Origin of the sequence: Promicromonospora umidemergens, assembly GCF_024171995.1 — a bacterium.
GTDB lineage: Bacteria > Actinomycetota > Actinomycetes > Actinomycetales > Cellulomonadaceae > Promicromonospora > Promicromonospora umidemergens.
In genome coordinates this window covers 1-15,032 of sequence record NZ_JAMTCT010000041.1, presented here as the reverse complement: position 1 = coordinate 15,032, position 15,032 = coordinate 1, and the positions used below count along the sequence as shown (strand labels likewise).

Sequence of the window (15,032 nt, the reverse complement as noted above, 5' to 3'; positions counted from 1 at the left end):
AGGCGGCTGCGGGGTCGAAGGACCGGTGGCAGGACCTCGCCGATGGCGCGAAGGACGAGACCGAGAAAGCCGAATACGAGCAAAAAGCACAGCAGGCCGGCGGCGACGCGGACCAAGCCGCCGGGGTACTCTCCTCCGCGAAGTCCACCGTGGAGTCGGCCGTGTCGGATCGGGATCGGGCGGCGGAGCATGCGGTCGACCAGATCGAGGAGATCACCTCCTCCGATGATCTGAATGATGGGTGGTGGGACAACTGGGGTTCCAAGCTCGTCGCCGCGATCGCGGACATCGCCGACATGATCTCCACCATCGCCGGGATCCTCGCGATCATCGTCGCGTTCATCCCAGTGGTCGGCACCGCGCTTGCTGGGGTGCTGATCGTCATAGCGGCGGTGGCGGCGATCGTCAGTGCGGTCGCGAACATCACCCTGGCCGCCACGGGTGAGCGCTCCTGGGCCGAGGCCGGCCTGGCAATCGCAGGCGCTGCCCTGTCGTTGATCGGTCTGGGTGCCGCGGCGAAGGCCGCGACCGGGCTCGCCAAGGGCGTCAGCAAGACCGCGGTCAAGCAGGGGCTGAGATCGGGCAAGAACTGCAAGCTCGGGTTCAGTACCTGTTTCGTGGCCGGCACCCCGGTCCTGACCGCGGACGGCACCAAGCCCATCGAAGACATCCGGGCCGGGGACAAGGTCTGGACCCGGAACCTCGCCACGGGTCTGGAGGAGCTACAGCTGGTCGCCGAGACGTTCGTGCACCAGACCGTCGCCCTGCATCACCTGACCATCAACGGATCCGTGGTCTCCACGACGGCCGAGCACCCGTTCATGGTCCACGGGCGGGGCTGGCAGATGGCCGGCAACCTGCGCCCCGGCGACGTGCTGATCACTCCGGACGGCACCACCGTCCTGGAAGCGGTCGAGGTAGAGGAACGCGACCTCGCGGACATCGAGAACGTCTACAACTTCCACGTCGAGAACAACCACAACTACTACGTCCACGCCGGCGACACACCCGTCCTGGTCCACAACACCCACGGCGGGTCCGCCCCGAAGGTCTGGACTTCGACGGATGCGCATGTAGGTAAACTGGCTAACGATATCGATGCAGCATTCCCAGGACGCGTCAAGAAGGTCAACGACTATGTCGACATGACTAGTGGGCCAAACACGGGTCTGAAGAGAGAAGTCGATATCGAACTCAACGACGGAATAGTTATTCAGGTGAAAAAGGATAACGCAAGGGGTCTCGGCGGGCAGATCGAGAAAACGAAGGACACTACGGGGCGTGACTGTATCGGATTCGCCCCGGACACCCCCAAGCCCGCAGCGATCGCGGATGCCGCCCGCAAGGGGAACGAAATTTTCACTAACACGGCGGACCTTATCGCCCGGATTACACCATGATGAGGAGTTGATTTTTCGATGAAGGGTGCTTTTATTGTTTCGGAAGAAGAAGAGCTGTACACTCAAATAGAGCGGGTTCTTGTCGCCCACGGCGGCACATCCGGAGATAACGTTGCGCAGGTCAGTGGCACCGACGGGACGCTTTTTACTGTGTACGGAAACCTGGGCTCGGAGTTCGAGTACGATCTGAACGAGGAGCCCGAGGAGATCAAGGGCGACGTCAATGATCTTCCGGAATTTAGTACGTCGACGTCGTGCTGGGCTGAGTGTCGTTCGACCGAGCAATTCGTTGAATGGGTTCGGACGGTCGCTGCGGCGCGGTCCCAGGTGACGTGGGTGCTGGATGGAAACGGTGTCCTCTGGTCCAGTGCACAACTCGATCCTGCGCTACTGGCGCTATAGCTGGACGCTCGGTTCCACCGTTCGCCATGACGGGCATCGCGATCACCGGCGGCGGATTTACGCAACCTCAGGCGCACAATCCGAATAGCCCGAACTACAACCCAGAACAGGCGAACGCCACGCACATCCCGTGGCCGAGCGACGTACGCCTTCCCTGGAACTAGCAAGGGATTCACATCGCATTCGAACCACAGAACATCAGGGCACTGGTGGCAGAGATCGCATCCTCCGCGGACAAGGAGCGGGAACTTGCGGCCGAGAAGGTCGCAGGATGGGTGTCGGAAACTCTCGATCCCCAGTTCGCTGCTGTACTCAGTCGAAGCCTCGATTCGATGATCGCCCTCGAAGACTCGGAAACAGCGCTCGAGTCGCAACTCAATGCGATCGCCGAGATCTCTGCACTAGGCCTCGCGCCTGCAGATTCTATCGCCCGGGTCATCTCAGCTCGGTCCTGGGACCAGCCGTGGGCAGCTGAATACATCGAGGGCTTGCAGGAGGACTTGCCGATCGCTTCCCAGAAGCCGTTCAAGAAACCCTGGAGAGCTTCGAGGTGAGCAACCTCGGCGTGTGAACCCTGGCAAGTGGGCGCGCGGCCCACTGGGATCCGGACAAGGGCGCTATCTTCATCGAAGAAGGCGCCGGTGGAACTGTCTTCACACCCACGAACGGCAAGGACTACTTTGACAATGATCTCGAATAGTTTCGGATCTGAGGCAGTTCGTGCACTGTTTCAAGCGGCGAAGGAATTCAACGTCATACCCGACGAGGACCTGGACTCGATCGGTACGACGCGGCCAGTCGTCGAAGAGTGGACGACCAACCTACGATCTCTGCGCGCCGCGATGCGCACCGGTTCGCCGGATGAGGGCGCTGGCGTCGAGGTAGTTGACGGCAACCTGGTGCTGCGACTGCCGTCGGTCGCTGACGACGAGGAGCCTGCGACTATATTTGTGCTCGACGATGCACAGTACTTTCGACCGGTATCGGACCATCTCGTCGCGCTGATGGGGGATCGGGAGATCTTCCTTCGGACTGGTTTTGACGCCGACGAGATCCGAGATGTAGCGCTGAAGATCTCTCGCCTGACAGAGTAGTGATGTCGCCAAGATTGCACCGTGAAAAGGAACTTACTCTCCAGAATGGTGCTTTTAGCGGCTTCTCGTCGCCCACGGCGGCACATCCGGAGGAAGGACGACGTGCTTAAGGAATGGCTCGACCAGTTCGAATGGCATCACGACTGATCTGCACGGAGGAGTCAGACGTCTGGATCCTTGTGGCGCGGGACGACGTCTGAACGCAGGCGGCCGCTTTTGAAGTTCATGTAGCGGACATCTCGGTGTCATCGAAGGTCGGCCCGCCTGCCACAGGTCGAGGCCACCCTGCCCCGTGTGTCCCTCAACCGCCGCTATGCGGCCTTCATCGCCTCCGGCGCCGCCCTCGCACTGGGGCTGAGCGCGTTCCCGGCACTCGCCGACCAGCGGGTCGAGCCGGTCGAGACCGGGTTCTCGACAGGCTCGACCAGCGGGTTCGGGGTCTCGACAGGCTCGACCAGCGGGTTCGCCTCGGCCAAGCCCCGCGAGACCTTCCACCGCCTCGCCACGTACCCCGTCTTCCAGAACGCCCCCGCCGGCACCGACCCAGCGGACGAGACGGTCGCCGAGATCTCCGCCGTCAGCGAGGACGGCAACACCCTGATCCACACCGACGCCGCCGCGCGTCGCATCGGGTTCGTCGACATCAGCGACCCTGCCGCACCGCGGGGCCTCGGCGCCCTGTCGCTCGCCGAGCTCGGTTCGGAGCACGACGAACCGACGTCGGTCGCCGTCGTCGGCAAGTACGTGCTCGTCGTGGTCGACAGCTCGACGTCCTTCACCGCACCGTCCGGCCGCCTGGACGTCGTCGACCTCGCCACACGCACCCGCGTTCGCTCGATCGACCTGGGCGGCCAGCCCGACTCGATCGCGGTCACGCAGGACGGCGCCCACGCCGTCATCGCCATGGAGAACCAGCGGGACGAGGACGTCCTGGCCGACACCGACGCGGGCGAGGAGGGCGATCTTCCGCAGGCGCCCGCCGGATTCCTGCAGTTCGTGGACCTCCCGGGCACCGACCCCGAGGCCTGGCGGGCCCGCCCCGTCACGCTCGACGTCGCGGCGCTCTCCGCGGCCGGCCTCGACACCCCGCAGGACGCCGAGCCGGAGTACGTGGCGATCAACCCGTCCGACACCAAGGTCGCGGTGACGCTCCAGGAGAACAACGGCGTCGCCGTGCTCGACGTCGTGTCCGGGGAGCTCGAGAACGTGTTCTCGGCGGGCGAGGTCGCCCTGGAGGGTGTGGACGTCGACGACGACGGCGCCGTCGACCAGACCGGCTCCGTCGAAGCGGCCCCGCGCGAGCCCGACGCGCTCGGCTGGGTGGACGACGAGCACCTCGCCACCGCGAACGAGGGCGACTGGAAGGGCGGCACGCGCGGCTGGACGGTCTTCGAGGCCGCGACGGGCGACGTCGTGTGGGACGCGGGTGCTGGGCTCGAGGAGCTCGCGGTGCGCGTCGGCCTGCACAACGACGATCGTGCGGGCAAGAAGGGCGTGGAGATCGAGGGTCTCGCGGTAGCGACCCTCGATGGCGTCCGCTACGCGTTCGTGGGCTCCGAGCGGTCCAACTTCGTGGCCGTCTACGACCTGTCCGACCCGGCTTCCCCGCGGTTCGTGCAGGTCCTGGCCACGACCAACGGCCCGGAAGGGCTGCTGCCGGTGCCGTCGCGGAACCTGCTCGTCGTGTCCTCCGAGGAGGACTCGGCCGAGGACGGCGTCCGCGCCTCGGTGTCCGTGTTCGGCAAGGGGCAGCGGTACGCCCGTGACGCTGGGCTGTCTGCCGCAGCTTTGCGGGGCTCGCAAGCTCACTCCTCAGCCGCGGGAACGCCGGCGTTTCCCTCGCTCGTCTCCGCGTCGTCCCGCGGGACGGCGGGCAAGCCCATCGGCTGGACCGCGCTCGGCGCTCTCTCCGCCGACCCGAAGAAGCGGGATCGCCTCTGGACCGTGACCGACGCCGCGATGTCGCCGACGTCGATCCTCTCCGTCTCGACCGCCGGCCAGCGCGGCAAGAAGGCCGGACCTGCGGTGATCGACCGCGAGATCGTCGTCACGGAGAGCGGCTCGCCGGTCGGTCTGGACGCCGAGGGCATCTGGGCCCGGCCGTCGGCAAAGGGCAAGGCGGGCGGCGGCTTCTGGCTCGGCGTCGAAGGTGAGACCGGGCCCGAGAACGCGCTGGTGCGCGTGTCGGCGTCGGGCCGGGTACAGGAGCGCGTGAGCCTGCCCGACGACGTCGCCGCCGGCCTCGGCAAGTGGGGCATCGAGGGCGTGACGGGGACCGTCGACCGGACGGGCGAGCACCTGTTCGTCGCCCTGCAGCGCGGTCTGACCAGCGACGACGGCGTGGACGGCTACGCCCGCATCGGACGGTACGACGTCGCGGCCGGCGAGTGGACCTGGTTCGGCTACCCGCTGTCCGCGCCGTCGGCCGACGGCGACTGGGTGGGCCTGTCCGAGGTCACGGTGGTGGACCGGGACACGCTCGCGGTCATCGAGCGGGACAAGCTCAACGGGCCGGCCGCTGAGCTCAAGGCCGTGTACGAGGTGGACCTGCCGAAGCGCGACCCGCGGCCAGGAAAGGTCTCGATGCTCGACAAGGAGCTCGCGATCGACGTCCTGCCCGCACTGCGCGCGACAAACGGCTGGACGCAGGAGAAGCTCGAGGGCCTCACGATCGGCGGCGACGGCCACGTGTACGCCGTGACGGACAACGACGGCGTCCAGGACGCGACGGGCGAGACCGTCTTCCTGGACCTGGGCAGAACCCGCCACCTGTTCCGCTGACGACCTCTTTGTTGTGGGCGTGATCGTTGCGCCTGAAACCGGCACCTACGCGCAACGGTCACGCCCACAACAAGGATCTTTGGCCCTAGCCGCGGGCGTTCACGTGGATGGCCAGGGCGCCGTACGCAGGGACCGACGCCGTGAACCAGCCGTCCCCGTTGACGGTGCGCGTCACCGAGCAGCTCGAGGACGCCACGACGTCGCAGTAGGTACCGGCGGGCAGCGACGTCTGGAACGAGCGCTGCACGGCCGACGCCGTGTTGTTCAGCACCACGTGACCCCGGCTGCCGCGGCCGTAGGTGACGAGGTTGCCACCGTCGTCCCACCAGTTCGTGACCTGGGTGCCGGCCACCGCGTTGTGGAAGCCGACCATGCCGCGGATCTCCGGCCAGCGCTGCGTGCAGGTCCACTGCCCGGCGCCGCAGGTAGCGTCGGGGACGGTGGTCGCGGTGGCGCCGGGCGCGCCGGCGTCGTGGTTCGAGAACTCGTAGCCCGAGTACACGGTGGGCGACCCGTACGGCCACGACAGCAGGAACGTGTTGGCCAGCACGTACTTGGCGCCCCACTTGTAGTTCATGGACTCGCCGTTGCGCTCGGTGTCGTGGTTGTCCACGAATACGCCGGCCCGGCCGGACTGCAGCTTGCCGTCGCCGATGAACCGCAGGTTCTTGATCTGCCCGTCGAAGTCGTGCTTGAGCTGGCGCGCGTAGTTGAACTCGTGCGAGTCGCCGCTGCCCAGGTACTCGGAGGGCTGGATCGGCTCGCCGGGGGCGCCGATCACCTCGTGCACCCAGAACACGTTCGGGTTGCTCATCCGCGCCTTGACCGCCTCCAGGTCCGACGCCGGGACGTGCTTCGACGCATCGATCCGGAACCCGTCGACGCCGAGCGAGACCAGGTCGTCGAGGTACGCGGCGAGCCTGCCGCGGACGTAGTCGGAGCCCGTGCGCAGGTCCTGCAGCGCGACCAGGCGGCAGTTCTGGACCTCCCAGCGGTTCGTGTAGTCGGCGATGTTGCTGCGGCAGTCGTTGAAGTCCTGCCCCCCGTAGGTACCGGCGAAGCTGTCGTCCGAGAACTGGGTGCCGGCCACCCCGGTACCCGACTGGCCGGCCCCTGCCATGTGGTTCACGACGGCGTCGGCGATCACGCCTACCCCTGCGGCGTCGCAGGTGGCGACCATGTTCGCGAACTCGGCGCGGGTGCCGAGCTTCGACTCGATCCGGTAGCTCACCGGCTGGTACGACGTCCACCACTGCGTGCCGCGGATGTGCTCCATCGGCGGCGAGACCTGCACGTAGCCGAACCCGGCCGGGCCGACGACGTCGGCGCACTCCGCGGCGACGGCGTCCCAGGTCCACTGGAACAGGTTGAGGATGACGTCCCCGTCGCCGTGCGCGGGGGTCGCGGCCCGGGCCGGTTCCGCTGTGGGCGTGGCCGTGGTGGCGACCAGCCCGAGGGTGAGGGCGGTGGCAAACGTCGTCAGGGTGGCGAGCAGACGTCGGGGCACGTTCGGATGGCGCGTCATTGCGGCTCCTTGCGGGCGTGGTCCCGGGCTGGGTGCGTGCGGCATTGCACGGCCGTTTCCGGATCTTGCTGCAAGCCTTGCAGAACACGCGACGACACGCCAGAGGCCCGGGTGAAAACCCGGGTCCGGCGTGTCGAAGGTGCGTCGGGCTACGCGGGGTCGTTCGGCATGAGGACCCAGAACGCGAGGTACGCGATGAACTGCGGTCCGGGGATGAGGAAGGACACGACGGTGAGGACCCGCACCAGAGTGGGGTCCCAACCGAATCGGCGGGCGACGCCGGCGCAGACGCCGGCGATCATGCGCCCCTGACGCGGGCGAGAAAGCTTCTGTGTGCTCATGTCTTCGACGCTACGCGGGACGCGGCGCCCCCGGTATCCGGTGATCCCCCGGTCGGGGCCCTGAATGGGCCCTGGGAATCGCCAGGGAGCTGTGACGGGGGTCTCACGGAGCGCACCCGGCTCCCTTCGCCCGGACCGGCGGACGTCACCAGCCGGCCGGTGCCAGCACCTTCCGGATCCGCTTCTCGCTGACCGGGCCGTCCGTGCCGAGCTGTTGCGCGAACAGGGAGACGCGCAGCTCCTCCAGCATCCATCGCACGTCGGCCAGCTCGGCGGCGCGCGCGGCGTCGGGGGAGCCTGCCACGTACGTCGCCTGCGCCTTCTCGTAGGCGGCCGTCACGTCGCCGATCCGCCAGGCGAGGTCGGCGTCCCGCGCCGGGTTCTCCGTGGCCTTCGTCAGACGGTGCGAGTCCGCGCGCAGGTAGCGGGCCAGGTGCGGCAGCCGCCGCGGCGGCGTCGCGGACACGAACCCGTCGTGGACCAGGCTCACGCGGTGCTCGCGGAGGTTCTGGAGCGTGTTCAGGAGGGCGAGGCTGCCCGACGCGCGGATCTCCGACTCGAGCGTCCGGCTCGCCGACAGTGCGGCCACCACGTGGCCGACGACGCGGTACACCTCGTCCTCCAGGTGCTTCCGCACGAACGCCAGCGCGTCGGCGTAGGCCGCGGCGGACCGCACGGACGCCGCGTCCAGCCCGCCGGGCGGCGTGTCGTAGCGCGCCGAGTCCCCGGCAGAGGTCAGCGAGACGACCGCCGCCAGCTGCAGATCAGCCACCAGCGCCTCGGTACTCGGGTACGGTGACGCCGCCATCGTCAGCGACTGCGTCCCGGTCCACCGCGACGTCACACGCCCGGTACCAAGCCCGGCCTCGGACACCAGCAGCCGCCGCACCCCCGCAGCATGCACGGAGGCCTGGGCGCTCTCATCAGCCAGGATCCGAAGCGACACCCCGACAGACCGAGCCTGCCCCTTCACCTTGGCAGAACGCTCCTCCACCAGCGCGGGGAACCCCCGCACCACGACTCCGGCTCCCACATCGGTAGCCACGGAAACCGGCAGCACCTCGCCATCAGGCAACCCGGTGGGCCAAGAGGTCAGCCCAGTCTGCTCGCCAACAACAGCACCACCAGCATCCCCAGCACCAGCGGAGGCTCCGACGCCGACACCCCCGCCAACCACCCCCCGACTGGAGCTGCTGCCCACCCCCAAAGGTGACGGGCCTACGGAGGGCGCGGAAGGCGAAGACCCTCGCGCGGACGTATTCCTTCCCGAAGTGGAGGGCCCCCTGGGGCCCGTGAACGCGTCCGCGCGAGGGTCTTCGCCTTCCGCGCCCGCCCCAGCTAGATCAGACCCAGCAGAACGAGCCTCCGCAAGAGCCGCCCCGACAGCCCCCCGCACAGCAGACCGCACAGCAGCCTCAGCACGCGAAGCCAGCTTGCGCTGCAGCAGCAACAGATCCTTCGACTCGTCCAGCACGATCGACGACGCATCACGACCCCGCCCACGCTCCTCGATGACCCGGAAGGTCATCCGAAGGTGTCCGGGGAGGCGCGCGACCCGCTCGTCGTCCCAGACCTCTGGCGGCACCACGACGTCGCGGAGCACCCGGACCGCCCGCGTGAACGCGCCGACGTAGGACTCCGCCATGTCGCCGGCCCGGACGACGTCGTCCCAGGCAGGGCACTCCGCACGGATCCAGGCGACGACCTCGCGCGCGACGTCCGGCGCAGGCACCAGCTCGCGCCGCACCGCCTTGGGCAGTGACTTGATGGTCGCGATGGTCAGCTCTTCGAGGAGCCCCGGCACCATCCAGTCGAACCCGTCCGGCACCACTCGCGCGAGCACGGCGACGGGGACGTGCACGGTGACGCCGTCGGCGTCGGACCCGGGCTGGAACTGGTAGGTGAGCGGAAGGGAGAGCTCACCCTGTGGCCACTTCTCGGGGAACTCCGAGGCGTCGACGGACGCGTCACCGACGAGCTGCTCCATCGTGAAGGCGAGCAGGTCCGGCGTCTCCTTGCGCGCGCGCGACCACCAGCGGTCGAAGTGCGCGGCGGAAACCACGGAGTCGGGGACGCGCTCGTCGTAGAAGGCGAAGAGGTCGTCCTCGTCGGCGACCAGGCCGCGCTGCCTCGAGCGGGCCTCGAGCTCGCCGGCCTCCTCCAGGAGCGCACGGTTGTCGTGGAAGAACCGGTGGTGCGTGGTCCACTCGCCCTCCACGAGCGCGTGCCGCACGAACATCTCGCGTGCCGCCTCGGGATCCACCTTCGCGTAGAGCACGCGACGGTCGGAGACGATGGGGACCCCGTACAGGAGCACCTTCTCGGTACACATGGCCGCGCCCTGCTTGGACGACCAGTGCGGGTCCGAGTAGGTGTGCTTGGCGAGCTCCCCGGCCAGGTCCTCGGCCCACTCGGGCTGGATGCGGGCCACGTCGCGTGCCCACAGGCGGCTGGTCTCGACGAGCTCGCCCGCCATGATCCACACCGGCGGCTTCTTCGACAGCGGGGAACCGGGGAAGATCGCGAACCGCGCCCCGCGCGCGCCGATGTACTCGTTACGGGCCTGCTTCTTGGCGCGCTTCAGCGCCACCTCGCGCTGGGCCCCACGCAGGTGCGCGACGGCGGACGCCTTCACCTCACCGCTGTCCTGCATCCCGAGCTGCGACAGCAGCCCGGCGAGCAGCGACTTGTGAATCGTGTCCTCGTCCCACATCTGCCGATACGAAGGCGACTCGCCCGCAGAGGTATCGCCGCCCTCCACCGGACCCGACCGAGCGTCGTCGGACGCTGGGCGGTGACGCGGCTGGAACGACATCTCGATGCCCAGGGGCCTCGACATCTCGCGGAGCTGGGCGACGACGTCCTGCCATTCACGGATGCGCAGGAAGTTCAGGTACTCGGCCTTGCACTGCCGGCGGAACGCCGAGCCGGACAGCAGGTGCTGCTGCTCCCGCACGTACTCCCAGAGGTTGAGGTACGTGAGGAAGTCGGACCGCGGGTCGGCGAACCGGGCGTGCTGCTGGTCGGCCTGCGCACGCTGCTCGGCCGGGCGCTCGCGGGGGTCCTGGATCGACAGCGCTGCCGCGACGATCGCTACCTCGCGGGCCACGCCGTGCCGCGAGCCCTCGAGGACCATGCGGGCCAGGCGCGGGTCCATGGGGAGCTGGGCGAGCGTGCGGCCGACGTCGGTGAGCCGGGTGACCCCGTCGACCTCCTCCAGGGCGCCGAGCTCCGTGAGCAGCTGGACGCCGTCGCGGATCGCGCGCGTGTCCGGCGGCTCGACGAAGGGGAAGCGGGCGACGTCGTCGGGCGTGCCGACCACACCGACGGAGATCATCTGCAGCAGCACCGACGCCAGGGACGTCCGCAGGATCTCGGGCTCGGTGAACTCGGGGCGGCCGTCGAAGTCCTCCTCCGAGTAGAGGCGGATCGCTATGCCGTCGGCGACACGGCCCGAACGGCCGCTGCGCTGGTTGGCGGAGGCCTGCGACACCGGCTCGATGGGGAGCCGCTGCACCTTGGTCTGCTTGGAGTAGCGGCTGATGCGGGCCGTGCCGGGGTCCACCACGTAGTGGATCCCCGGGACGGTCAGCGACGTCTCCGCGACGTTGGTCGCCAGCACGATGCGCCGCGAGGCGTGCTGCTGGAACACCCGGTGCTGCTCGGCGCTCGACAGCCGGGCATATAGCGGCAGGATCTCGACGTGCTGCGGATGCTTCGGGTCCCGGGCACGCTCCTTGAGGTGCCCGGCGAGCCCGTCGGCGGTGTCGTGGATCTCGCGCTCACCCGAGAGGAACACGAGGATGTCGCCGTTGCCCTCGCGCAGCAGCTCGTCGCAGGCCTCGACGATGCCGGTGACGAGGTCCTTCTCCTCGCTGCCCCGCGCCCTGCCCTTCTTCTTCGGGCTGCCCGGCGCCGGTCGCGCGCCCTCCGTAGCCGCCTCACCGTCGTCCGGCGACAGCGGGCGGTAGCGGATCTCTACCGGGAAGGTGCGGCCGGAGACCTCGACGATCGGTGCGAGGGCGGGGAGCACGTCGGTGACGTAGTCCGGCGCACCGCCCCGCCCAGCCAGGGCGGCGGGGGAGAAGTGCGCGGCGAACCGCTCCGAGTCGATGGTGGCCGACGTGATGATCAGCTTGAGCTCGGGCCGCTGGGGGAGCAGCCGCGACAGGTAGCCGAGCAGGAAGTCGATGTTCAGGGACCGCTCGTGCGCCTCGTCGATGATGATCGTGTCGTAGGCGAGCAGCTGCGGGTCGCGCTGGATCTGGGCGAGCAGGATGCCGTCGGTCATGACCTTGACCAGCGTGTCCTCGCTGGACTGGTCGGTGAACCGGACCTGGTAGCCGACCACGCCGCCGAGCTGGGTGCCGAGCTCCTCGGCGATCCGCTCCGCGACCGTGCGCGCCGCCAGCCGACGAGGTTGCGTGTGCCCGATCTGGCCCTGGCGCCCACGTCCCAGATCGAGCGCGATCTTCGGGATCTGCGTCGTCTTGCCGGAGCCGGTCTCGCCGGCCACGATCACCACCTGGTTGTCGCGGATCGCGGCGGAGATGTCCGCGCGGCGCGCGGAGACGGGCAGCTGCGCCGGGTAGGTGATGGGCGGCACCTCGACGGCGGCCCGCTTGGCGGCCGCCGCCTCGAGCTGGGCCGTCGAGACGCGCTGCGGCCCGGTACGCCGGGGACGGCGGTCCTGTCTGTCCGTCTGCTTGCCTGCCCCGCGGCGACGGTTCCGGCCTCCGCCCGGGCGGCCGCGATCGCCGTCGGACACTGAGGTGGAAGAAGGCTCGGTACTCACAACCCCTCATTCTCCCAGGCGCGGCAAGGTGATTTGCCACGAGGCCACGTCCCGGGCAGGCCCACAGGTCAGACGGGTGGCCTGTGGGCCCGACTCGTCGGGGTCTCAGCTCGCCTGCGCCGCGTTGAACAGGTCCAGCGCGCCGTGCTGGCAGCCGTGTCCCGCTGTCACAGGGACGCGCGGGCCGTTCCAGTGCGGGCCGTACATACCGAGAGAGTCGCGGTCGTCGGCGTACGCGGTGTCGGCCTGCCGGTCGAGGTAGCCGCTGTACGGGCGGTCGCCCAGCGCGGCGTTCAGCTTGCCGAGACCACGGACGTAGGCGCCCTTGAAGGAGGCGCCGTCGCTGTTGCAGTCGTCGCCCTCGTTCACCTCGCGCAGCACCCCGCCGGGGTTGAGGTAGGTGGAGCTGGTCGAGGCGTCGGCCAGCGTGCGTGCGGTGCTGAGCAGGGACGCGTCGCCGGTGGCCCGGTGCAGCTCTGCGAGGGCCCCCAGGACCACGCCCTGGTTGTACGTCCACGTGGGCTGCCCGTTGTTGGCGCAGGAGTCGTTCAGCCCGTCGTTGATCAGGTCGCCGGAGTTGATCATGCCGCTGGCCCGGAACCAGTCCCACCCCTGCTGTGCTCGCTGGAGATAGGTGGTGTCGCCAGGGATGCGGTTGTGCAGCGCCGCGTTGAGCTGGATGTACAGCTCGTTGGTGATGGCGTTCTTGTACGCGATGCCGGTGTTCCACTGGACGCCGCCGCCGCACTTGTCGGTCCAGTAGGCACGCATGTGGTCGGCGTCGGCCCGGGCGGTGTTCAGGTACCGGCTGTCGCCGGTCAGGTCGTAGGCGGCGATCCAGGCGAGGCCCCACCAGCCGGTGTCGTCCAGGTACTCGTTGCGGAACTGGCCCTCGCGCGCGTCGACGTTCTTGTCGTAGGTCTGCGCGATCACGTAGCGGTAGCTGCCCATCCCGCTGATCCGGGCGTTGTCGATGACGGCGGTCAGCGCGTTTGCACCCGTCCACCAGCCGTTGGTCTCGAACAGGCCGGTGTTCCGGTCCCACAGCATCATCAGCGCGGTGGCGGCCTCTGTCGAGCGGCTGCCGGCGTTGCGGTCGTTGCGCGCCCAGCCGGTGCAGGCGATCTCCGGGCGGTCGCCCGCCTTGCCGCAGGCGCGCAGCGCACCGACGCCGAGGTTGTTCCAGTCGTCCACGTTGTACATCTGCGTGCGCCATGCCGTGGAGCCAGTGGGGACGGTCGTGACGCCGAGCCGGCTGCCCGACGCCCAGGTCCGTCCACCGTCGAACGACCGGTCCAGCCAGACCTCGTCGCCCGCCTGGCCACCGTCGATCGACCCCCAGCCCATGACGTCGGGGTCCGAGACGTGCAGCTTGATGGTGCGGCCGTGGACCGTCGCGCTCACCGGCACACGATCGCCGGCCGCGGTCCCGGGATCCCTGGCGTCACAGTGGATGTCGCAGATCTCGGCCTCGGGTGCGGCTGCCGCTCGCGGCGCGGCACCGCCCGGGGTGGTGGTCGCCGTCCGGGTGGTGGGTTCGGCCGGAGCGGCGTCCGCCCGCGTGACCGGGGAGAGGGACGCGGCCAGGAGGCAGGTCAGGGCGACCGCCGTCGCCGAGCCGACGGCGCGCCGTGCTGAGCGGGCGCGTCGGCGCGAATGGTCGGAGGATGCTGACACCGATGTCATCGGGACTCCTTGTGCTCGTCCTTGCTTCCGTCGTTGGAGGGGTGGAGCGATGGAGCAACCAGGACGGCCCGACCCGAGCCGCGGCCCGACAAGATTCACCCGGCGACGGATGGCGCGTCAAGAGTTCGTGCGTAGGGGGTTCCACCGACATGGGGATGGCTCCCCATGTCGCGATGGGCGCCGCGTCCGTAGGCTTTCGAGATTCCTGTGACGTGCACCGGGATGCTCGAGGGGAGCGGTATGGCTGACAGCTTGACGGTTGACGCGGACGCGGCGACCGCGGTGGCGCGGACGGTGGGCGGCACGTGACCGACGACCCACCGGGCGGCGGCATGACGGCCCGCGAGCTCATCGCGCTGTGCGAGAGCCGGATCAACGTCCTGAGCCGTACCCGCCAGGCGTTCGAGCACAGTGGTGTGCCGGAGCACGTCGGCGGCCTGATCGACGACCTGCGGGGCACCGCGTCCGGTTGGGACACGGCGGTCAGCCGCCCGCCGGAAGGGGATCCCGTGGCGCTTCGGGTCGGCGCGCGGACCGTCCGGGACGGTGTGCCGGGCTTCGCTGCCGTGGCCGACGCGCTCGAGGCCTACGCCTTGGCCCTGGGGTCTGGGCAGGCCCGGCATGCGGAGGGGGTGTCCCATCTTCGCGGCGCCGGGCGGCGTGCGGCGGGACTCGCGGAGGTCGGCGCCGAACCGGAACGGACCGAAGCCGCGTCCAGGGCCGCTGTCGCCGTGCTCGACGTCGCCTGCGCGGGGTACGCCGCCTGCCAGGACGCCTACGAGGCCGTGCGCGACGCGGAACGAGCGCTCTACGCGGCGCTGTCGTACGTCCGCGCCGGGCACCCGGGTCACCGGAGTGACCGGCTCGTGCCTCCGAACGTGTCAGACCCCCAGGTCACCGGAGCAACCTGAGGGTCTGGGACAGCTGGGTCTCGGCAGGCGGGCCTGCCGGGTCGGCCGGCTCAGACCGTGCCGGCAGTCAGCATGCCCAGGTAGTAGCCGAGGCCGA

General features: G+C 69.2%; 10 protein-coding genes. 6 read left to right on the top strand and 4 right to left on the bottom strand.

Annotated features, from left to right (window positions below):
* From APR04_RS29495 to APR04_RS29475, 5 genes are all read left to right on the top strand, one after another.
* Positions 1-1,400: polymorphic toxin-type HINT domain-containing protein (locus APR04_RS29495; RefSeq protein ID WP_253878079.1), on the top strand; the 1,400-nt coding region annotated here is incomplete at its 5' end.
* A gap of 18 nt (positions 1,401-1,418) precedes the next feature.
* On the top strand, positions 1,419-1,802 hold the full coding sequence (locus APR04_RS29490) for a hypothetical protein (RefSeq protein ID WP_253878078.1): 384 nt from the start codon (positions 1,419-1,421) through the stop codon (positions 1,800-1,802).
* 209 nt (positions 1,803-2,011) lie between these two features.
* Positions 2,012-2,356: a hypothetical protein gene (locus APR04_RS29485; protein WP_253878077.1), complete on the top strand. Its 345-nt coding sequence runs from the start codon at positions 2,012-2,014 to the stop codon at positions 2,354-2,356.
* Positions 2,357-2,488: 132 nt separating this feature from the next.
* Positions 2,489-2,896 (top strand): hypothetical protein, encoded by a 408-nt coding sequence (locus APR04_RS29480; RefSeq protein WP_253878076.1) that lies wholly within the window; start codon positions 2,489-2,491, stop codon positions 2,894-2,896.
* A 294-nt stretch (positions 2,897-3,190) separates the two neighbouring features.
* Positions 3,191-5,677 carry an esterase-like activity of phytase family protein gene (locus APR04_RS29475; protein WP_253878068.1) on the top strand — a complete coding sequence of 829 codons (2,487 nt, stop codon included), beginning with the start codon at positions 3,191-3,193 and terminating at the stop codon, positions 5,675-5,677.
* Between the two features lie 85 nt (positions 5,678-5,762).
* On the opposite strand, the gene APR04_RS29470 is transcribed toward APR04_RS29475, so the two are convergent.
* From APR04_RS29470 to APR04_RS29455, 4 genes are all read right to left on the bottom strand, one after another.
* Positions 5,763-7,202: an alpha-amylase gene (locus APR04_RS29470; protein ID WP_253878066.1), complete on the bottom strand. Its 1,440-nt coding sequence runs from the start codon at positions 7,200-7,202 to the stop codon at positions 5,763-5,765.
* A gap of 149 nt (positions 7,203-7,351) precedes the next feature.
* A complete protein-coding gene (locus tag APR04_RS29465; protein ID WP_253878064.1) occupies positions 7,352-7,543 on the bottom strand; it encodes a PspC domain-containing protein in 192 nt (63 codons plus the stop codon).
* A 145-nt stretch (positions 7,544-7,688) separates the two neighbouring features.
* The gene (gene hrpA, locus APR04_RS29460) at positions 7,689-12,338 is read right to left on the bottom strand and encodes an ATP-dependent RNA helicase HrpA (RefSeq protein ID WP_253878062.1); all 4,650 of its coding nucleotides are present in this window, start codon (positions 12,336-12,338) and stop codon (positions 7,689-7,691) included.
* A gap of 105 nt (positions 12,339-12,443) precedes the next feature.
* Complete coding sequence (locus APR04_RS29455) at positions 12,444-14,024, bottom strand: glycoside hydrolase family 76 protein (protein ID WP_253878060.1); 1,581 nt, start codon at positions 14,022-14,024, stop codon at positions 12,444-12,446.
* Between the two features lie 305 nt (positions 14,025-14,329).
* Here APR04_RS29455 and APR04_RS29450 point away from each other — a divergent pair, with 305 nt between their 5' ends.
* Entirely contained in the window at positions 14,330-14,935 is a 606-nt protein-coding gene (locus APR04_RS29450) for a hypothetical protein (protein ID WP_253878058.1), read from the top strand.
* Positions 14,936-15,032 lie beyond the last annotated feature (97 nt).